This is a genomic window from Streptococcus suis, assembly GCF_019794615.1.
In the GTDB taxonomy this organism is placed as follows: domain Bacteria; phylum Bacillota; class Bacilli; order Lactobacillales; family Streptococcaceae; genus Streptococcus; species Streptococcus suis_AI.
Genome location: NZ_JAIMDU010000005.1, coordinates 43,268 through 64,185, shown reverse-complemented (window position 1 = coordinate 64,185; position 20,918 = coordinate 43,268). Strand labels below are relative to the sequence as shown.

17 protein-coding genes are annotated in these 20,918 nt (G+C 38.1%); 2 read left to right on the top strand and 15 right to left on the bottom strand.

Going from position 1 to position 20,918, the window contains the following annotated elements; genetic code table 11:
• Positions 1-5: 5 nt before the first annotated feature.
• From metA to miaA, 10 genes are all read right to left on the bottom strand, one after another.
• Complete coding sequence (gene metA / locus K6V43_RS02580; protein WP_172019673.1) at positions 6-947, bottom strand: homoserine O-acetyltransferase MetA; 942 nt, start codon at positions 945-947, stop codon at positions 6-8.
• Between the two features lie 134 nt (positions 948-1,081).
• The gene (locus tag K6V43_RS02575) at positions 1,082-1,594 is read right to left on the bottom strand and encodes an adenine phosphoribosyltransferase (protein WP_024392061.1); all 513 of its coding nucleotides are present in this window, start codon (positions 1,592-1,594) and stop codon (positions 1,082-1,084) included.
• A 184-nt stretch (positions 1,595-1,778) separates the two neighbouring features.
• On the bottom strand, positions 1,779-2,900 hold the full coding sequence (locus K6V43_RS02570; protein WP_261311759.1) for a DUF3114 domain-containing protein: 1,122 nt from the start codon (positions 2,898-2,900) through the stop codon (positions 1,779-1,781).
• Positions 2,885-5,098: a single-stranded-DNA-specific exonuclease RecJ gene (recJ, locus tag K6V43_RS02565; protein ID WP_222381479.1), complete on the bottom strand. Its 2,214-nt coding sequence runs from the start codon at positions 5,096-5,098 to the stop codon at positions 2,885-2,887. Before recJ ends, K6V43_RS02570 begins: the two co-directional genes overlap by 16 nt.
• Before the next feature lie 349 nt (positions 5,099-5,447).
• Entirely contained in the window at positions 5,448-6,995 is a 1,548-nt protein-coding gene (cls, locus tag K6V43_RS02560) for a cardiolipin synthase (protein WP_222381476.1), read from the bottom strand.
• 278 nt (positions 6,996-7,273) lie between these two features.
• Entirely contained in the window at positions 7,274-8,029 is a 756-nt protein-coding gene (locus K6V43_RS02555; protein ID WP_160864488.1) for an SDR family NAD(P)-dependent oxidoreductase, read from the bottom strand.
• Positions 8,026-8,955: a ribonuclease Z gene (rnz, locus tag K6V43_RS02550; protein WP_222381473.1), complete on the bottom strand. Its 930-nt coding sequence runs from the start codon at positions 8,953-8,955 to the stop codon at positions 8,026-8,028. Before rnz ends, K6V43_RS02555 begins: the two co-directional genes overlap by 4 nt.
• Complete coding sequence (locus K6V43_RS02545) at positions 8,955-9,590, bottom strand: cystathionine beta-lyase (protein WP_222381470.1); 636 nt, start codon at positions 9,588-9,590, stop codon at positions 8,955-8,957. The genes rnz and K6V43_RS02545 overlap by 1 nt, the downstream gene beginning before the upstream one ends.
• Positions 9,574-10,824, bottom strand: coding sequence for a GTPase HflX (gene hflX / locus K6V43_RS02540; RefSeq protein WP_172016231.1), 1,251 nt, complete (start codon positions 10,822-10,824; stop codon positions 9,574-9,576). The genes K6V43_RS02545 and hflX overlap by 17 nt, the downstream gene beginning before the upstream one ends.
• The gene (gene miaA, locus K6V43_RS02535) at positions 10,817-11,701 is read right to left on the bottom strand and encodes a tRNA (adenosine(37)-N6)-dimethylallyltransferase MiaA (protein WP_222381468.1); all 885 of its coding nucleotides are present in this window, start codon (positions 11,699-11,701) and stop codon (positions 10,817-10,819) included. The genes hflX and miaA overlap by 8 nt, the downstream gene beginning before the upstream one ends.
• Positions 11,702-11,769: 68 nt before the next feature.
• Between miaA and K6V43_RS02530 the strand changes: the two genes are divergently transcribed.
• On the top strand, positions 11,770-11,940 hold the full coding sequence (locus tag K6V43_RS02530) for a DUF3042 family protein (protein ID WP_012775205.1): 171 nt from the start codon (positions 11,770-11,772) through the stop codon (positions 11,938-11,940).
• A gap of 75 nt (positions 11,941-12,015) precedes the next feature.
• On the opposite strand, the gene K6V43_RS02525 is transcribed toward K6V43_RS02530, so the two are convergent.
• Positions 12,016-13,182 (bottom strand): MFS transporter, encoded by a 1,167-nt coding sequence (locus tag K6V43_RS02525; RefSeq protein ID WP_222381466.1) that lies wholly within the window; start codon positions 13,180-13,182, stop codon positions 12,016-12,018.
• Between the two features lie 202 nt (positions 13,183-13,384).
• Between K6V43_RS02525 and K6V43_RS02520 the strand changes: the two genes are divergently transcribed.
• Positions 13,385-14,533: a cobalamin-independent methionine synthase II family protein gene (locus K6V43_RS02520; protein WP_222381464.1), complete on the top strand. Its 1,149-nt coding sequence runs from the start codon at positions 13,385-13,387 to the stop codon at positions 14,531-14,533.
• A 225-nt stretch (positions 14,534-14,758) separates the two neighbouring features.
• Here K6V43_RS02520 and K6V43_RS02515 read toward each other — a convergent pair whose 3' ends face one another.
• The 4 genes from K6V43_RS02515 to K6V43_RS02500 form a co-directional block, all read right to left on the bottom strand.
• Positions 14,759-15,520 carry a CPBP family intramembrane glutamic endopeptidase gene (locus K6V43_RS02515; RefSeq protein ID WP_222381462.1) on the bottom strand — a complete coding sequence of 254 codons (762 nt, stop codon included), beginning with the start codon at positions 15,518-15,520 and terminating at the stop codon, positions 14,759-14,761.
• 52 nt (positions 15,521-15,572) lie between these two features.
• A complete protein-coding gene (pynA, locus tag K6V43_RS02510; protein ID WP_222381460.1) occupies positions 15,573-16,256 on the bottom strand; it encodes a pyrimidine 5'-nucleotidase PynA in 684 nt (227 codons plus the stop codon).
• Positions 16,257-16,455: 199 nt separating this feature from the next.
• Entirely contained in the window at positions 16,456-18,138 is a 1,683-nt protein-coding gene (locus tag K6V43_RS02505) for a LeoA/HP0731 family dynamin-like GTPase (RefSeq protein WP_222381457.1), read from the bottom strand.
• A complete protein-coding gene (locus tag K6V43_RS02500; RefSeq protein WP_222381456.1) occupies positions 18,125-20,545 on the bottom strand; it encodes a coiled-coil domain-containing protein in 2,421 nt (806 codons plus the stop codon). Before K6V43_RS02500 ends, K6V43_RS02505 begins: the two co-directional genes overlap by 14 nt.
• Positions 20,546-20,918: the final 373 nt, after the last annotated feature.

Here is a 20,918-nt window from a genome sequence, read left to right as displayed (position 1 = left end):
CCTCTTTATAGACTCGCTGAAAGGGCAGAATCTTCAAATAGTTTCCAGTCATACGGTGTTTCTTGATAGACCGCGTAGTTTATCCAGTTAGTAAAAAATTGAGCAGCAGGCAAATTCCATGAAAGAGCAGGTCTAGTTGATGGGTCATCATTTCTGAAATAATTCTCAGGGATATGTGGATTTTTTCCAGCTAAACAGTCTCGCTGGTATTCTTTTGCAAGGGTATCGCGATCATATTCCAGATGACCAAAACTATAGACTTCTCGTAAGTTCTTACTGGCCAAAATCGATAAACCGACTTCCTCGCCACATGAAAGAATTTCAAGGTCATTCAAATGAGAAATATCAGCAGCTTTCACCTCTGTGTATCGCGAATGCGGCGATTGAAAATCATCGTCAAATCCACGCATCAATGGATTCGTATTGTTGACAACATCCTGTCTATAAACTCCTGAAAGCTTGCGTTTCATATTATGTTTTTGTACTCCGTATCGAGCATAGAGACCAGCCTGCGCTCCCCAACAGATATGCAAGGTTGAAAAAACATGATTTTTCGACCATTCTAATACAGATACAAGCTCAGACCAATAATCTACAGCTTCGAATGGCAGATTTTCAACTGGTGCTCCAGTTACAATCAAGCCATCAAAATAGGAATCTTTGACCTGCTCAAACGTTTTGTAAAATTGTTCTAAATGATCTGAATGAGTATTTTTCGATTCATGACTCGCCATGTAGAGGAATTCAACTTCCAATTGCAATGGCGTATTAGCCAAAAGACGGAGCAACTGAGTCTCCGTCACAATTTTTTGAGGCATGAGATTTAGAATCAATATCTTTATGGGACGGATATCCTGATGGCTAGCACGGTCGCTATCCATTACAAAAATATTCTCTTTCCTTAAAATATCTACTGCCGGTAATGATTTTTCGATTTTAATTGGCATACTCTAACCTCCTGAACGAACTTATCTCTATTATAGAACAGGAAGAACAGCATTTCAATTAGAATAAAACTAGGCTTAGTTATAAGTTTTAACTATAAGGTCTTAAAAATATTCAATCATTCTATGTTAATGACTTAATAGTGCATCAAGACCTTGTAGTCGTAATTTCCGATGGCTTCACGACCTTTAAGATCATCAAGTTCAATCAAGAAGGCACAACCAGCAACAATCCCACCAAGTCTTTCAATCATTTCAATCGTTGCTTTAACAGTACCACCAGTTGCCAACAAATCATCTACGATCAACACGCGCTGACCTGGTTTGATGGCATCGGCATGCATGGTCAATGTATCTACACCATACTCTTTTTCATAATCAGCTGAGATGACTTCGCGTGGTAACTTACCTGGTTTACGAACTGGTGCAAAACCAATTCCCAATTCAAAGGCAACTGGACAACCAACGATAAAGCCACGCGCCTCTGGACCAACAATCATATCAATTTGTTTATCAGTTGCGTATTGAACGATTTCACGTACAGCATAGCTGTATGCATTTCCATCCGCCATCAATGGGCTAATATCACGAAATTCAATCCCCTCTTTTGGATAATCAGGAATGGTTGCGATGTAATCTTTTAAGTTCATTTCTTTCTCACTTTAAAAAAATAATTTTTACTCTTCATTATACCATGAAATTTTCATTTGGTATATTTTCAGCCCTGACAAAGACTCTTGCTATACTGATTGCGAATCTTTCTTTGAGCTAGACACGTTATTCTAAGAAACTGTATTCAGTGTCAATGGCTTTTAATACGGTTAATAGTATAGGCTAGGAATCCAGCTTATGAATATCTGCCCTTAGTTGTCTACTCAACTGAGACACCAATCTCGCTCTGCTATTGCCAGCAAAAGAAAAATCGCCATCTGAATTAAAATAAGATGTTTCCCAGCCGGCAGGTGTCTTTCCACGCTGATAATGTCGAATACGTGTGGGAGATAAATAGCTAGCTGTCTTAGCGCTCAGGGCTTTCTTCCGAAACTGTGGATCGTGAGGACCAACTGGTGCAATATCGAGCTGAGTATGACGCTTATCATTAGCATTAGCGTAGTTAAATGAAGCCCCATTTACTACGCCATTTCGATGCGGAGTCTTATCCAAAATCAAGGCGAACTGCCCCTGCTGACTGAGGATAAACTCACTGTGAAAACCAATGAGTACCTTTATATTGACTGGTAATGGCTCTACCTTATGGTTGCCAAAGCCCCGTTTATTATGCAAACGAGCAGACTCATTGAGACGATACGACCAGCGTGGTAATTGATTCAAATAAGCCACCATAGCCTGCCAATCCGTATGTCCCTGTCCAAAATGCTTTCGAACCCAACAAGCCTGCTGATAGGAAATTAAATAGCGCAATTGATGAACTTGCTTGTTTAATAACTCAGTTCGCGAAAGCTGTTGACCTGGAAAAGCTCGGTCAACCAGTCTAGCAAAGTATTGCCAAAAGGGATGGTGGGGAGGGCAATCACAATCCATTTTTTCCACCAAATCTGACAAATGGCTCTGGTGTAATTCCTCAGGAAAGTCTAACATCCTCACACTCTGGGCAATAATCTTTACTGCCCTCTCTCGGTCAAACGTGCGACTTTCAGCCCTCAGCAACCTATAGTAGCTTTTGGAAGCAAAGAGAGCCGATTCTGTTACGAACTGTTGAACATATTCAGGAATTTCTGCTTGGGGTAACTGAAGGATGGGCTTTAAAAAAGCAGTTGCCAAAGCCTTTTCCGACCACCCTCTTCCGCTCAATTCCATCAATCCAGCATGGACTTGCTCTGATTGCTTTATATGATGTAACAAGCGATTTTGCCTATTATTCCATGCAACAAAAGTCAGTATCCCTATCAGACTAATGATCAACAGTATCCAAATAGTGATTAATTCTGTCCACATAGCCACTCATAGATTTCCTGAACAGTACCAAGCGCCATTAACTCTTGCTGCATCACGGTTTGTTTTAAGTCTTGATAAATCTGACTTTCTGAAATTTCCCGTTTCTGCGCCTCTTTGTTGACCCGCATGACCCCATCCGTAATGGTAACAAATTCTAATTCTTGGAAAATCTGAATCATTTTGACCAAGAGACTGTCCTTAATTTTTAAGTAACCAGCCAAATCTTTCAGTTTGTAGCGAACATCAAACTCATCAAATTGGTAAATGGTCTTATACAATTTAGCGAATTGTTCTCGGCTACCATACCCATCTAAATAGTATGGTTTCGCAATTTCATTTTTAAAATAAATGGCCTCAAATTCTTTTTCTTGGAAATAGCTGCGCAGACTACTGATATCTTCTGGCAAAGTCGCAAGGACAATAGCAGATTCACTAGTCACAGGATGATTGATGTCCAAAATAGGAACATCTGCAGGAATAGGATGTTGCTTACCACGAATATTATAAAGTTGAACACCATTGACCCGAGCATCAACCAACATGAGCTGAAGACTAGTATTGCCATTCCATTGATTGACAGACAAGGTAACAGCTAGTTCTAAGCCCTTGGCCTGTGAAAATTCCAAGGCTTGATTGCCTTTACCAAACGCGACCACGTCAAATCCAGCAGCCCCTTTTGTAATCCGGACTTTCAGGTGAGCATTATTCTGCCCCATGGTTCTTGCTGATTCCACCTGAAAATTCTTGAGATAGAAGACAGGCTTTTTATTGTCCATGCCATATGGTGCCAGTTTTTCAAAGGATTTTAGGGTATCTAAGGTTAATTCCTCTAAATCCAATTCTTCATCCAAAACCAGCGAAGACTTGCTAGATAGATCCAACTTATTTTTGATAATGTAGTCAGCCAAGGTTTGAGCAAGCTCTTCAAGTTTGTCAACCTTCAAGGTCATACCTGCTGCACCAGCATGGCCACCAAAAGCAATAAAGAGGTCCTGATGATCTTTAAGGGCCTTGAAAATATCAACCGCTTCAATCGAACGAGCCGAACCCTTTGCCTTACCATCTTCAATCGACAAGACGATAACAGGCTGGTGCAATTCTTCTAGTAGGCGTCCTGCCACAATCCCTAAAACACCTGGATTCCAACCTTCTTTAGCCAGAACTTGAACAGGTCTATCTCGGCGCAACATGGTTTTTGCTTCATCATAAATTGCTTGGACAACATCTTTGCGTTCTACATTTTTACTATCAATCATGAGGGCAATTTGATGGGCTTCTTCGTCATCAAAACCAGTCAGTAATTCGATGGCTGGATTTGGATCATCGAGTCGACCAAGGGCATTCAACCTCGGAGCAAGTTGGAAACCAACTGTTTCTTCATCAAGGTTATCCATATCAATGCCAGCTATTTTCATCAATTCTTGGAGGCCTGCACGTTCGGTCTGTTTGAGAAGAGAGAGACCATATTTGACCATGACACGATTCTCATCGGTCAAGCTAACCATATCAGCGATAGTACCAATTGCGACCAAATCCAGCAAGTCTGCATGAACAGTTTCAAGAAGAGCACAGGCCAATTTGAAGGCTACACCGCATCCCGCCAAATGTTTGAAGGGATAATTTCCCTCTGGATGCTCTGGATGTACAATCGCATAGGCATTGGGAAGGATTTCCTGCATGGAATGGTGGTCTGTCACGACTACATCGACACCCATTTCCTGGGCATAGGCAATCGCTTCATGACCTGCTACGCCATTGTCCACGGTCACAATAAGAGAAATCCCCTGCTGCTCGATAAAATACTTGTAAACTGACTGATTCGGCCCATAGCCATCTGTGAAACGATTGGGAAGATAAACTTGGACTTCTGCCCCCATTTCCTCCAGAGTTTCTTTCAGAATCGATGCTGAGGTCATGCCGTCTGCATCATAATCTCCATAAATCAAAATCTGTTCGTAATCTTCGATTGCTCGGCGAATCCGCTCTACCGCCTTGTCCATATCGTGAAGCAGGTATGGGTCATGGAGATCTTCTAAACTTGGTTGGATAAAGGAATGCAGTTCTTCTTGCGAATGAATGCCCCGCTCATACAACAATTTGGCCGCTACTGGATCCAGCCCTTCTTTTTTAGCTAATTTGATAAAGTGTTCATCAGAAAAACCGGTCAATAATTGCCAGTCATAATTGGGTTTGATCACGTTATTAACTCCTTTAATACTCATACTCAATGAAAATCAAAGTAACCTAGCTTTAACAATCTTGGGGAAAGTTGAAAACTAGAAAAATAAAAAAACTGAGTTCGCGTCATAAAGCCGAAGATAGAATTCTGTCACATTCACATTTCAAGGTAACAGGCTGAAAAGCCCTTGACAAGAGACAATTTTGATTTTCGAAGAATATCAAATAATTGCAACAATGTCCACTCTGGTAAACATTGATTTTTCGAGTATAAACTATCTTACTATTATACCATTTCCCAAGAAAAAAAGGAGCAGAGGAACTCAACGATTGATTTGAGTCTCCCTGCTTCTTTCTTAGAAACAACTATTATAGTAAAGGTGACAAGATATTTAACAACGCACCAGCCAAACGCTTATACCACGGGTAATTATTTTCAAAACCAAGGAAAGTAATCCGTTCAGATTGTTCAAACGAATGCATGAAATCTTTGTGAATATCTTCTAAAACTTGGCGATGGTTATATACATAAAGTCCACATTCAAAATTGAGATAAAAAGATCGAAAATCCATGTTTACTGTACCAACTGTCGCCTTTTTATCATCAACTAAAACCACTTTCGAATGAACAAACCCAGGAGTAAATTCATAGATTTCAATACCAGATTCTAAATAGGTTCTAAAATCTGTTCGTGCCGCCAGATATGCTGTCTGCTTATCGTAAATATGTGGAAGAAGGATACGAACAGTGACCCCACGTTTCGCTGCATAGGTGAGATTATCAATCATCTCATCATCTAGAACCAAATAGGGAGTCATAATATAGATGTAGTCAGTTGCTGACTGAATCATATCCAAGTAAACCCGTTTCGCAACCTCATCCCCATCAAATGGACTTTCACCGTAAGCTAAGAAATACCCTTCTGTATCTGTAGTCTCTGTCTCAGCATCATGCGCTTCCTTCAAGTATTTCAAATCATCATTTGACTTTTTCTCATCATGATTCCACATTTGCAAAAACATCAAGGTAAAGTTTGAGACGGCCTCACCTCGTATCATAATCGCTGCATCTTTCCAGTAGCCAAATCGTTCCTTTTTATTGATGTATTCATCAGCAATATTGATACCACCTGTAAAAGCAACTTTTCCATCGATTACTGCAATCTTTCTGTGATCACGATTATTCTGAATAGTCGACAGGGCAGGGATTATTTGAGAGAAAACCTTTGTCTTGATACCAAATTGACGTAGAGTTTTATAATAGTTATAGGGTAGAGTGCTTAGCGAGTTCATTCCATCATACATAAACCGAACCTCTACACCCTGAGCAGCTTTTTCTTTTAAGATATCTAAAATAGAATCCCACATATAGCCAAAATCGACAATGAAGTATTCCATAAAAATATAATTCTCAGCTTTTTTTAATTCTTCTAATAACGCCTCAAATTTCGCTTCTCCAGATGGAAAATAGACTGCGTCTGTGTTGGTGTGTAAAGGATAGCCCACATATTCACTCATATAATGAGCTAACTTAAGTTGCTCACGGTCTTCCTTAGCCAAACCTCTCATTACTTTTTCAGAAGTCTTCCCATACAATCTCAATATTTCAGCTTGACGCTGAAAAGTCTTGCGGTACCGTCTGGTTTCAATATTTGACTGTAAAATAAAGTAAAACAGTGCTCCAAATACTGGGATTCCAACAACAAAGACAATCCAGGTTAACTTAAAACTAGCATTCATCGGCCGATTAATAATCGAAACTGCTACAACTAGTGAAAAAAGTTGCATAACCGTCAAAAACGCTGGAAAATAAGTTGCCGCTGAACCAACTGTCCACAAAATAACAAAAATTGTTAAGGCAATCAAACTAAGAACAATAAATGTTCGACTATAAATAATCTTCCAAATCTTTTCCATTTCATCCCCCTTGCAAATTTCAACTATTATATCAAATTTTAGTCAAATATCCCACTAAAATGATGCATCATTCCCACACAATCTATGTTTATTTATTTACACTTACCTATTTTATATAGGTTTCAAAAATAAAAAACAGATACATGTTACAGATTTTGCTGAGAAAGAAGAAATCTTTTATTATGTGCTCATTACCAGGTATAATATGTAAAGAATATGACTTCATTATTTGAGAGATGGTTAAAACGCCGAACAAGAATTCAGCGTTTTTTCTATGCCTATTTTAAATTAAATACTGTACTGGCCAAGTAGTCTGATACTCTTGGGAAGAGAGTATAGAGTTTATGAGCTGCAGCTAGTGACCACGGTAAATTGATATCACGCTTCTTCGTCCCCATGGCAGCCACAATTTTCTTAGCTACATAGTCAGGCTGCAAGAGAAAGGCTTTGACACTTTCTTGATAGCTTCCATCAGGATCTGCTTGGTCGAAAAAGCTAGTCGCAATAGGTCCTGGATTAACAGTTGTTACTGTCACACCATACTGGGCCAACTCCAAGCGAATAGTATTTGAAAAACCCATAGCCGCAAACTTAGTTGCAGAATAAACGGAAGACTTGCTTGAAGCGATCAGACCTGACATCGAAACAATATTAATGATTTGCCCGCTCCGTCTAGCCTTCATCCGTTTACCCACTAAACGGCACATGGTCATCAGAGCAAAAGTATTGATGTCAAACATAGCTTGAACCTGCTGACTTGAAAAATTTTCAAAGTCATCATAAATTGCATAGCCTGCATTATTGACTAAAATATCGATTTGACCAAACTGGCTATCTAATCCTTCAAAAAATGCAATTAACGCGGCTTCGTCTCGAAGATCCACATTAAAAACTGCCTTTTTTTCATGATAGGCATAGAGTTGCTCTATCTTCTCTACATCTCGCCCCAACAAAATCAAGAAATCATCTTTTAGCAAAGGAATCATTTCCTGTACTAGACCACCAGATGCCCCAGTTATTAAAATGGTTCTCATAGTTCAATTTCCTCTAAATCTTTAACGATATGGACCTGCTCAAATATAGTTCTCGCATCATTACGCAATTGGCTGATATCCTTGGACAAAAAGCGCGGACTGATATGATTGAGCAAGAGTCGTTTGACACCAGCATCCTTAGCTACTTGAGCCGCTTCCATATTGGTTGAATGCCCATGCTTACGAGCAATATGCTCATCACCCTTACCATAGGTTGACTCATGCACCAGCACATCAGCATTTACAGCCAGACGTACACTGGCATGGCACTTACGCGTATCCCCTAAAATCGTCACTACCTTACCAGGCCTTGGAGGGGAAATATAGTCACTAGCGATAATTTCAGTCCCATCCTCAAGTGTCACATTCTGACCATTTTTTATTTTTCCAAAGAGGGGGCCAAATGGTACACCCGCCACGCGCAGAGCCTCTGCATCCAAGGTCCCTTCCAAATCCTTTTGGATGACACGGTAGCCGACACAAGGAATGGTATGGTCCAGCTTTTCGGCGAATACCGTGAATTTGTCTGTTTCTAGTACCTGACCAACCGTTTCAACATCAAACTCATGAAAATGAATGCGATAAGGTAAGCGTGAACCAGACGCTTTCAGACTAGCCAAAACAAAAGATCGAATCCCCATAGGACCGTAAATATCAATATCTGTTTGTTCCTCACTCGATTGAAACGAACGGCTTGATAAAAAACCTGGCAAACCAAAAATGTGATCACCATGTAAATGTGTTATGAAAATTTTAGCAACTTTTCGAGGACGAATAGTGGTTTCCAAAATCTGATTTTGAGTTCCTTCGCCACAATCAAAAAGCCAAATCTGATTGATTTCGTCCAACAGTTTTAAGGCCAAACTGGACACATTACGGGCCTTGGAGGGCTGACCAGCCCCTGTACCTAAAAATTGAATTTGCATTATTTACTTTCTAATCGATATATTATAGCTGAGCGACCCGACCAGGCAAAATAGCGCTGACCTGAATAACCATCCGCTACTTCTACAACTTCCTCCTGATTGAGACCCGAAATTTTGACCAAGTCAGCCGAGCTAGCCACCTCTGTTAGCAGAAAATCTGTTTCCTCATCTTGCAACTGACGCTCATCAAAGGCATTGGTCTCCATGAAAATCTTGCCGTCTTCTACAAAAACGACATAATGGGGAAAGACCTGAGCTATCTCAAAGAGCAGACCTTCAGTGATCTCCACTTCTCCTTCCGAAAAAACTTGAGCCAGACCGTCTGCTGACACATAGGCAAATCCGAAAGACTTGCCTGATAAATTCAGGCGGACAAAAGGCTTGTCTTCTTCAAAGCTGGGTTCTTTTGGAAAAAGGCAGAGCTGCTGAGAAAGTGTCAGATAGTAGTCCGTCGCCTCTTCTGCTCCTTGTTTCTGGTAGATTTCCGCAAAATAAGCGTTGATAACTGAAGGCGGTGGCGTGATAAAATCTAGTTTTTGTTGGTCAGTCATACCAGCTAATTTATTCGCCAGATAGACCTTGTCCAGACTGGTAAAGCCACCGTATTTGGTTGCCAAATCAAGATAATCCGTCATAAAATTCTTCCAACTTCCATTTATTAGCGGAAGCGATATAGCCTGATACCACTTCCACATCCTCTTCATAGGTCCGATTTTCTATCAGGGCAAGAGTTGCTAAATCATGCAATTTATAAGATTCAGCAAGTGGAACCCTGACCTCAAATCGTTCAAACATAGTCTTAATCTTGGCCAAGACCATCATCTGAATATGGCCTTTGGCATTTTCATCCTTAGCGGACAGCATGACATGCGGAAACTGACTGGGGGTAAAGCTGTCATCGGTCTTGTCCAGCTTGTTGTAAAGGGCCAGGCGAGGAATGTCCAGCATATCCAAGTCCTTGAGAATGTCTAAGACCACCTGCTCCTGCTCACTGTGATTGGGGTCAGAGGCGTCGATGACATGGAGCAAGAGGTCCACGTTCATGGACTCTTCCAAGGTGGACTTGAAGGCAGAAATCAACTCAGTCGGCAGGTCCTGAATGAAACCAACCGTATCGGTCAAGGTCACATTAAATTTGTCTGCCAAGTTAATCTGCTTGGTCGTGGCATCAAGTGTGGCAAAAAGTTCATCTGCCTCATACTGTCGCTTATCCGTCATGGCATTCATGATAGTAGACTTACCAGCATTGGTATAGCCAATCAAGCCGATTTTGAAGACGCCTGATTGCAGGCGGCGTTCACGGACAGTCGCCCGATTTTTCTCCACTGTTTTGAGTTGGCGCTCAATGTCATGAATCTGGTTGCGAATGCTTCGACGGTTGAGCTCCAACTGGCTTTCACCTGGTCCACGAGAGCCGATACCACCTGCCTGACGGCTGAGCATAATCCCCTGACCAACCAGACGCGGTAACATATACTTGAGCTGGGCCAGATGAACTTGTAGTTTTCCTTCGTGGCTTCGTGCCCGCATGGCAAAAATATCCAAAATCAGCTGCATACGGTCGATGACTTTGACACCTAAAATCTCTTCCAGATTGACATTCTGGCGGGGTGTCAGTCGGTTATTGACAATGACGGTATCAATCTCATCAGCTTCGACCATCTGGGCAATTTCTTCTAGTTTCCCTGAGCCGACAAAGGTCTTGCTGTCGTATTTTTCTCGTTTTTGAGTGTAGACTCCCTTGACCAGAGCGCCAGCTGTCTTAGCAAGGCTTGCCAACTCCTCCATGGACATGTCAAAATTATCTGTCTGCTGTAATTCCACTCCAACCAGGAGGGCACGTTCTTGTTCTTTCTGCGTTTCAATCATTTAAAAATTCCTCCACGGCAGTGAAAATCTGCGACTTGTAATCTGGCTCGCCTACTGAGTAAAAGGGGGCCTGCATCCGATTTCTGAACCAGGTCAATTGGCGTTTGGCAAAGCGGCGGCTATTTTGCTTGACCTTATCAACTGCTTCTTCTAGGCTGATTTGACCTGCTAAGTAGGGGAAAAACTCCTTGTAGCCAATTCCCATAGCAGCTTGGGCTTCTGGGTGTTCTTGGTAGAGCCAGCTAACTTCATCTAGTAAGCCCGCCGCAATCATCTTATCCACTCGCTGATTGATGCGGTCGTAAAGAACCTGTCTGTCATCCGTCAGGCAGATGTAAAGAGGCTCATATTCTGACTCTGTATTTTCTAAGTTTTTGCCAAATTTTTTCAACTCTAACCCACGAATGATTCTCCGTCGGCTGTTTCCCTCGACCATCAAACCTGCCTGCTCTGCCATTGTTTCCAAATCCTCGTCAGACAAGCAGTCGAGTTCCGCCCGATAAGCAAGAACTTGCTCCTGGTCAACCAGCCCGCCCAGATGGTAGCCTTCTAACAGACTTTGGATGTAAAGACCTGTCCCACCCACGATAATAGGCAACTTGCCACGACTGGTAATGCCTGCAATCAAAGCCTTGGCTTCTGCTACAAATTCATAAGCCGAGTAGCCCTCGGTCACATCTCGGACATCAATCAAGTGATGAACCGCAGCAGCCTGCTCTTCAGGACTAGCCTTTGCCGTACCGATATCCAGTTTGCGATAGACTTGCTGGCTATCACCGCTGATAATTTCTCCATTGTAGCGCTGGGCCAAGTCTATGCCAAGGGTAGTTTTTCCTACCGCTGTCGGTCCAATGACCACAATAACTTTAGTTTTCATCTTTTTCCTTGAAAATATTTTGTTTTTTCGCTAAAATCTATTATAACACAAGTAAAGGAGAAATAACTATGGCTAAAGGTTTTGGTAAAGGTTTCTTGACAGGTGTTCTTTCTACAGTCGCTCTTGCAGCGGGCGCAGTCTTCACCGTTCATAAAACAATCATTGAACCAGAAGAAAAGAAAGAAGCTTTCATTGAAGAAAATCGTAAAAAAGCTGCACGTAAACGTGTAGCACATTAAAAAGCTGGCAAATGTCCAGCTTTTTTTGTTTTTATTATATCCCAAAATGAACAAGTGAATTGTGGGAAATTGTAACTAAATGATTATATCTTCTTTTTCAATCAGAACAATCGTCCACATCATCACCAAGGTTACAATAGCCAATGATAGAATCAAGGGTAACCAACTACCAAAAATTGGAAAACTATATCCTAAGAGACCTGGTCCAAATGCTGCAATGAGATAGCCACCTGTTTGTACCATACCTGATAAGCGAGCCGTTGCCTGACTGTTACTGGTTTTCATGGTAAAGCTGAGCATCATATATGGAAAGAGTGATGCATTGGAAACACTGAGTACGATATGAATAATTGTCCAAGCAAAAAAGTTTTTTGGAGTGATAACCATAAGGGCCAAGCCCACTAATGTAATCAAAGAGATGAGGAGCATGATGTTCCTGCGAGATTCTTTCGTCTGACGCGAAAGTAGAGTTGTAATGATTGAAGACATTGGTATGGCGGCCAAGTTATAAATTCCAGACATCAATCCAGCTTCTGCTTTTGAAAATCCAATAGATTGCGAAATGGTTGGTAACCAAGTGACTTCTGTGTAGAACAAGACGGATTGCAACCCACCAAAAATAAGAAAGGCAATGGCAGACTTATTTTTCCATAGAGAACTTGTTTTCTCTGATTGGTTGCCAGTCACAAACATATGATTGTTCTTCACATTTGGTAACCAGATAAGTAAAGCTAAGAGGATGACTCCAGTGATTAAATAAATAAAAAATTTCCAAGAAGTAGCTGAAACAATTGGTACTGCAACCATTGACGCGACTGTTCCGGCGATCCCCATCAGAGTAATGTAGATGGTTGTATAAAGCCCAATCTTATGCGGGAAATTAGCAGCAACTAAGCTAGGCAACAAGACATTAATAAATGCGATACTAGCTCCGATCATCATGGTACCGATGAAAAGTGTTTGGAGGTTGAACACCCTCAATCCAGAACCAATAACCATAATTACAAGTACAATGGCCATTAATCGTTCCAAGCCAAATTTTGCCGCCATGCGTGGAGCTATTGATGAACACAGTGCAAACATGATCAAGGGAATCGAAGTCAAAATGCCGAGTGAACTCACTTCAACACCCAACCCTAAGGCAATATCTGTGAGGACTGCTGGCAAGGCTGTAAAGGGTGCCCTCATTACCACACCTAACATCATAATCCCTAATAAAATAAAACTGAAGTGTTTTTTCATTTTTCTCCCCTAAACTTTTTCCAAACGTTCGGATTTCTGCAAAGAAAATTATACCATAGTTCTGCCCCCAGAAAAAGCATTTTAGAAATCCATAAATGAGATATAGCGAACAACTATACCTTTTGACTCAAAATAACTATTTTTCAAATAAAGCAAACTGGGGTAGAATTAGTTCAGTAATAAGTGAAAGAGAGATTTACAAATGACAACATCAAGATTTCAACTAGTGGGTTCCCTTCTACGTCCAGCAGAATTGCGTGACTACAAGACACAAATCGAACATAGAGATGATATCCATTATCCTTTTTATAATGACTTCTCTGGATATCAAGAAACTGAAACAGTAGCCATCGAATCAATCGTGAAGGAACAAAAAGAAAAAGGAATTGATATCCTAACTGACGGAGAATATTCTAAATCTATGTGGCACCTTGACTTTGTATGGGGCTTGAAAGGTATTGAACGGTATATTGCTGATCATGGATATACCTTTAAAGACCATGATGGCGGTCACTTTGAAACAAGAAAAGACATAGGTATCCGCATCACTGAAGAATTATCTGGTAAGAACCACCACTTTATTGAAATCTTTAAAAAAGTGAGTGAGCTAGCTGAAGATACGCAAACAAAATTGACTGTATGGGGCCCAGCTCATGCCTACACTGAACTTGCTGTTTTTGATGGATTGTATGGCGAAGGTCAAGAATATGCAACTGCCGATGATTTAAAAAACGGTCTCATTCAAGCTTATAAAGAATTCCTTGATGACTATAAAACTGCTGGTGGCACCATTATTCAGTTCGACGACTGTCTCTGGGAACTTTTTGATGAAAGTAATCCTGCAAGTTTCTTTGCTGAAGGCAATGCAGGACTAGCTGATTTAGCAGAGGCCTTTGTCAATATAAATAATGAAGTCGTTGACTATGCACATTCACTTGGTCTTACTGTCTGGACTCACAACTGCCGTGGTAACTACGAAAGTCGTCATGCCGCTGGTGGGACTTATGAGGCAATCGCTGAAAAATTCTTGCGTGATCAGCACTACGACCGCTTCTTCCTTGAATGGGATGATGAGCGTGCTGGAGATTTGAAAGCCTTAGAAAGCTTACGCGATAAAAACGCAGAAGTTGTTCTTGGACTTCTGTCAAGTAAGACAACCGATTTAGATGATGAAGAGCGTGTCTATAAACTCTTAGAAGAAGCAAGTAAAATCATCCCTAAAGAACGTCTTTACCTTTCTCACCAATGCGGTTTTGCTTCATGTGACTCTGGTAATGAATTGGCCATTCCACAACAATGGGCTAAAATCAAACAAGGTCAAGATATTGCAAGCAAATTCTGGAATGAATAATAAAAATCCCATGGAACAAAGAGGAATTCCATGGGATTTTCATTATTCGAAGAATGCTATTTATAGTCGAATGAATTAGTTTTCAGACAAGGAACCGAGGCGCAGGTTGCTAGAACAGCCTAAAGGCTGTTCTAGGTTGGAAATAAGACTTGAGAAACAAGTCACTTTCGTAGAGTACGGTAAGACGAAAGTGACGAAGTATCAAAGCTAATTCAAATGACTATACTACCCAATAAATAGGGACAGGAAGCTAGTACCAACCATATCTGCCAGAGCATGTCCTAGAAAGTAAGGCAGGAGATTATCATTTTTCTTTCTATACATATAATAGTAAAACAAGCCAAAAGGCACACCTATTACTAAGGCTGAAACCAATCCTTGATAGGTATGGAATGAGGTTCGGACAATGGTTGAAAAAAGCAATACGAGAGAGCGTTTCTTTGTATCTGTACTTAGCAATAAACCTAGGAAAAAGAATTCTTCGTAAAAGCCGTTAAACAAAGCATAAACAACTGTACTATAATCAACCGCTAAGAAGCGATTTGTCACCGTCGTGATATCCCAATTATAATAAGGGAGATAACCTAGATAGTTATATCCTTCAGAAATCCCTGGAAGGTAAGAGAAGGCTGTAAATGCCAAGTCACTAATCAAACCAGCACCGATAAAAATCAGTGGTCCCCAGAGTAAAACGGTCCATTCTAATTTTACCTTTAGTTGCTTGAAATCATAATTCCGAATCAGCAAATAAACCAAGGCAAACAAAAACAGTTTTCCTTGATTGGCCAATGCCCACCAATTGTCTGCTGCGGTAAAGGTTTGTACTCCATTTTCCACTACTTCTGTCGCAGAAAAAGATGCAATCCATTGCATGGTCGAGGTATAAATAGCATTGCCAAATAAAATTGCGGTCAGGACAAACACATCTAGCCAGTTTAATTCTTTCAGTGATTTTTGGGGTCGAAAAGCTTTCAATATTCTCTTCACACTTTCTCCTTTGCTACATTTTTCTCAACCATTTAGATAGAAATAGTCTATTTTATAACATTTCTAGTAATTCTTGATAGCTGTGAATTGTATAGGTCGGAATGGCCTTGCTGTTGTTTATCAGGTTAGAAGGATTATACCAAACAGTATCCATACCAGCATTATTCCCTCCTTGGATATCTGCAGTTAAGCTGTCTCCAATCATCAATGCGTGTTCAAATTGAAAACCTGCAATCTGCTCTGCTATTTTTTCATAAAAATCCGCCGAGGGCTTTTGCGTTCCCATCTGTTCTGAAATAAATACTTCTTTGAAATAAGGTTGAATCGGTGAGTGAAGCAAGCGATTTTCCTGAATATAGGTCACACCATTGGTCGCCGCATAAATCTGATACCAACGCTTGGTCAGCTCTTGCAATAGCTTATCCGCTCCTGCAAAAATTTGACCCTGCCGTCCTATAAACTCTTGGTATCGCAAAGCCATCTCCGTCCCATCAACCTGACGACCAAAGTGAGCAAAGGTCCGTGAAAAACGAGTATTGATCAACTCTTTCTTTGTGATCAGGCCTTTTTCTAAATCCTTCCACATGCCCTGGTTGAGCGGACGATAGACTTCTTTAAAAGCTTGAATATCCTCAACCTCCATCGAAGCCAAAAACTGTGTCAGAGCCACCTCCTCACCCCGACTAAAATCAAGAAGAGTATGGTCAAGATCGAATAATAAATGTTTGTAGTGCAATTGTGAACTCCTTTTGCTTATTGAGCATATTATATCACAGAATAATTCCAATTTTAGGAAATAAGGTAATACTGAAAACTTTGAAAATGAACAAAAATATTAATTACGGTGTTTTTATGATAATATTTTCGTATAGAATATGATGTTCTTATCTTATAACAAATAGTCCAGATGTAAAGTGAAATTAGTGATTTACTTTTTACATTTTCTCATACTTCTCTATAAGAACTTCAAAATCTCCTTCAATGATTTCGCCTTCATTTTTCCAGATTTCAAACTCTTCTTGAAGTCGTTGCCGATCAATAACAGCAATAGTAATATCTTTTAATTGCTCGAGTAATTCAAAATAATCAGGGAAAAATTGTTTACTAAATTCCTCTTCATTATCAATAAATTCAATATAATATTTTCTTTGCTCTTCAAGTTTTTCTTTTATTAGATTTTTTGCTTTACAAAATTCTTCTTCTTGTTTCTTTTCACTATAACTTTCCCATGCCTCAACACCTAACCCCAAGACACTGCCAAAAATTGCAATACCTTTTGTTAGTTTTCCAGCTAACTTTATCGCTCCCCAAGGTTTAAATTTAAAAGAGGGCATTACAAAATCTCTAACGGCCAAAATAGTCTTGTTGGATATAGTAACATTTTTCAGAAAATTGCCACCTAATTTTATGCCTTGCTTTGCTAAATCCTCAGTCATACTGTTGTAATGATTAACACTAGTATAAAAATGTGTTTGAACCTTTTGTATTTCAGATGAAATTGTACCTACTCGACGCTGAAATTCATTGTTTATATTTGTCTCAAGAACTAATCCTTCATCACCGATATTTTTTTCAAAAAAATCATCAAATGTTTGGATATCTGTTCCTTTAAGTTGAAGAATCAAATCAGTAAACAAACTTAAAATATATTCTTTTAATTCAACACGAGCTGTACTAATACTACGGTTCAATTTTTTATGTTCATTCTGAACATCAGCTAGAGCTTTGTTTAGACTGATCGTCTCCTCATCTAACAATGACATATTTGCTCGTACTACTGGCATTTGTCTCTGAATAATATCTTTTACAATACTTTGACTAGTTGCTAAGACCAAGGCATCGTATCCACCCAACTTTTTAATTTGTTCCGTGGTTGCTCTTTGTAAATCGTTTATATGAGATATACGATAGTACTCCTCTACATTTGATAGCCAATAAGTAAAACCCTCTCCGAAAGGATTTGCTGCAACTGCAACAATGGGAACATCTTGACTTTCAGTGATCAATTTAAATTCTCGAAGACGTGACAAAATATTTACTTTTTTTATCTCTAAACGATTTGTATATTCTTCGATATCCTCAATATCAACTTCCTCATCAAATCTACTAATTACAAAAACTGTTCTGGGTAGTAAATTTAAATCATTAAAAAGCCATTGCAATTCACCTTTATGACTATCTTTAATTGGATTACTTGGTCCCATGACATAAAGTATGAGATTTGCTTCACTAACATATTGACGGGTAATATCTTTATACTTTATTTGATTTGAGGTTTCCTTAAAACCAAATAAACCAGGAGTATCAATTAAATCAAAATTGTTTAAATGATATACATTCACTGAATCACTAGATTCAGACGCATCTATTTTAATTGTTTCAGAATCAAAATTACTAGACCAGGCTGCTACTATCGAAGTTTTACCTTCTGAAAAACCACCAACCAAAGCCACTTTTAATTTTTTTGATTCAGTTTCAGTTATATCTTTTGAAATTTTTTCAATTAGATTACTTCCGTCTACACCAAATTTTTCTCCATTTTGTACAAAAGATAAAAGTCGCTGTAATATTTCAATCGTCTTAAGTTGCTGTTGTTTGAACTGCTCAACTGTTTCCATAATATTCCTCTCCTTTTCTATCTAGCTCGTTTGATAAAAATTTTACTTCATTTTCTACCTCAATAAAAGTTTCTGACATGGTTTTTATTTGCCGAACTGGCTCATACATTACTTTTGTGAGTTCAGCTAAATGTTTATTAACTTCTCTCATAGTTTCTGTTAAATATTTTCCTAATTCTTGTTGAATAATTTTCACTATTTTTTCAATATTTTCATCTGCATTTTTTCTTTGTTGAGATTTTTGAAAGTTTTTATCAATTGCTCCACGCACTATTTTATATGCATGGAAAAATGTACTTAATACTGATAAACCTAGAATAACCCATCCAACTGGATTAGACATATTTAATACAGTTGATATAATACCAATAATATCTCCAACTAATACCATCAAAACATTGCCAATATTAATATTTCTTTTTATTTTTATATTTGGTTGAAAATCAAATTCAAACTTAACTGACTTAGCATAATGTTCAACTAATTCATCTACATAACGTTGATAAGTTGAGACAATTTCTGACATTTCATCCTTGAAATCTTTACTTTGTTTTTCTATATTTTTATTTAAATCAATTGAAAAAAATTTTAATTCTTTCTCAACAATTTTCTTTAATTCTTTTTCAAATCCTTTATTACTAATTCCATTATCAATAATGGAGTAGATTCTTTTCCTGGTATTTGATTTCAAAAATCTCAAAGATTTATAAACAGTGTTTTCCAAGTTCATTTCAAAGGTTTCACTAGCTTCATCTATCATTTGAGAAGTTAATTTATAATTTGAGTGTAGTTTTACTTCTAATTTATTGAATGAGTTTTTAACTTCCTTGATTTCAGTGGTCGTCCATTCCAAAGTTTTTTTTATTTTCTTTAAATTTGACCTAGTAATTTTATTTATTACGTCATTAACTAATTTTCCGGTCATCCAATTAACAAACTCTTTAACTTGACTCATTTCAAAAATAATATCTGAATCTCCTAACTTTTCAGAAAATTTTTCTTTATCTTTTGAAAATTTATTATCATAAAAATTCCCTATCGATAAAAAAGCTGGATATGCTGATAATGAGAAATGAGAGATATAATTTTCTTCAAAAATTTTTGACAATTCTATATCAACTATAGATAAACTATCTTCTTCATTCTCATTTATCAGCGGTTTTCTTAACTGTCTGACGTTTCGAATAGGCTTATTATATAGAAAATATACTTCACTTTGTTGCGATAATTGCTTAGATATTTTTTCAATTGTACCTAAAGGTCCATTATCACCTTTTTGTGGTGGAGTTGGACTTTTGCTTACATAAAATATTACGTGTGCTTTTTCAACAGCACTTTTAATAGATTTTTGAACAATATTTTCTTTTCCTTCAATTCCAGGTAAATCAAGGAGTACAAATTCTTTATCACCGACATTAAATTCATAACTTCTTACTTCTTGAGTAAAATCTGAACGTCCATCTCCTATTATTATTCCATCACTCAAATTCTTTAATTTTGAAATAATTTGAGTTCGAGTTTCTTTCACATAACCCAATTGATTAACTAATCTTTCCAGCAATTGTTCCCTTTGTTGTATTAAAACAACTCGCTGTTTTTCATAGTCAATTTTTTTATTATAGTACCAACTATTAATCCTCTCATTTTCCTTAGCTAAGTCAAAAATTTCCTTTTCATATTGGTCGGTAAATGACTGAAGACCGTCCAATGTATTTTCCAATTCAGTAATCTGCAAAGATACCAAATCAACCTCACTCTGCTCCTTTATTTTATGGAACCAACTTTTTACTACATTCCAAGGACTTGAAATCATCTTGTTAAAAATAATTTGTACAAGTTCATCCTTATCAACATATAGCCGAAGTAAACTATGTGAGATAATTTCTTCCTGTGCAATATTTTTTGCAAGCAGGTCTTCAATTTTTAAAATTTGTACTTTATTCTTAGAAAGTTTATTATTATGTTCACTTTCAATATCTCTTAGTTGAAATTGTAGAGCCTCTACAAGCTGAAAAAACTTTTCGTTTATAGTATTAATTTCTACCTCAATTGAATGAAGTTGCTGCTCTAGTTTATCAAGCTCTAATCTTTTACTTTTGAAACTTTCACGCTCAGATTCTTTGGTCTTTTCTTTTAATAAAATTCGAACTGTCTCAATAAGTGTAGATTTTCCAGCATTTGTTTCACCATAAAATCCAATTGTAAATTTATACCATTCAGAATTTATCTCAAGTGACTTGATATTTTCTTTAACTTCTTTTATTATTCCTTCTAACTTACTTAATGCTTCTAATCGATATTCATCTATTTCTTTAATATCACTATCTTTAGAAAGTATTTGTACAAGTTTTTCTATCTCATCCAATAAGTTTGAATATATATTTAGATGTAAATTTTGAGCAGTCATTCTACTAAATTCCCTAATTTATTTATAGAAATATTATACCTTAAAATTGTCACAATATCTATCTGTCAATTGCGATACAAAGCATAGATTCAAAATTAATGATATCACTTCAACTCAAAAATTCTATATAGATACAAATTACTTTTTTCGAGTTTATCAGTTAAAAAATAAAAAAAGCTCTCTAAACGCTGTCAAATCAACGTTTAGGGAGCTTTTTTGAGTCGTAAATTGTGTTGTGTATGAAGTTTTTCCCTAACTTTTGAATATCTTCATATCTACTGTTCAATAGTTCCATATTATGCCTAAAAATTTAGCAACTTTACACTGTACATCACTCGTCCATGTTCACAAGTAATGCAAAAAGAGGATTCAA

Bases quoted from the DNA above. Each gene is read 5' to 3' on its own strand.
- K6V43_RS02555 (WP_160864488.1), bottom strand. From the start codon at position 8,029: ATGAGAACCATTTTAATAACTGGGGCATCTGGTGGTCTAGTACAGGAA.
- K6V43_RS02520 (WP_222381464.1), top strand. From the start codon at position 13,385: ATGACAACATCAAGATTTCAACTAGTGGGTTCCCTTCTACGTCCAGCA.
- K6V43_RS02575 (WP_024392061.1), bottom strand. From the start codon at position 1,594: ATGAACTTAAAAGATTACATCGCAACCATTCCTGATTATCCAAAAGAG.
- K6V43_RS02525 (WP_222381466.1), bottom strand. From the start codon at position 13,182: ATGAAAAAACACTTCAGTTTTATTTTATTAGGGATTATGATGTTAGGT.
- cls (WP_222381476.1), bottom strand. From the start codon at position 6,995: ATGGAAAAGATTTGGAAGATTATTTATAGTCGAACATTTATTGTTCTT.
- K6V43_RS02545 (WP_222381470.1), bottom strand. From the start codon at position 9,590: ATGACGGATTATCTTGATTTGGCAACCAAATACGGTGGCTTTACCAGT.
- K6V43_RS02530 (WP_012775205.1), top strand. From the start codon at position 11,770: ATGGCTAAAGGTTTTGGTAAAGGTTTCTTGACAGGTGTTCTTTCTACA.
- K6V43_RS02570 (WP_261311759.1), bottom strand. From the start codon at position 2,900: ATGTGGACAGAATTAATCACTATTTGGATACTGTTGATCATTAGTCTG.
- K6V43_RS02500 (WP_222381456.1), bottom strand. From the start codon at position 20,545: ATGACTGCTCAAAATTTACATCTAAATATATATTCAAACTTATTGGAT.
- metA (WP_172019673.1), bottom strand. From the start codon at position 947: ATGCCAATTAAAATCGAAAAATCATTACCGGCAGTAGATATTTTAAGG.
- K6V43_RS02505 (WP_222381457.1), bottom strand. From the start codon at position 18,138: ATGGAAACAGTTGAGCAGTTCAAACAACAGCAACTTAAGACGATTGAA.
- rnz (WP_222381473.1), bottom strand. From the start codon at position 8,955: ATGCAAATTCAATTTTTAGGTACAGGGGCTGGTCAGCCCTCCAAGGCC.
- miaA (WP_222381468.1), bottom strand. From the start codon at position 11,701: ATGAAAACTAAAGTTATTGTGGTCATTGGACCGACAGCGGTAGGAAAA.
- hflX (WP_172016231.1), bottom strand. From the start codon at position 10,824: ATGATTGAAACGCAGAAAGAACAAGAACGTGCCCTCCTGGTTGGAGTG.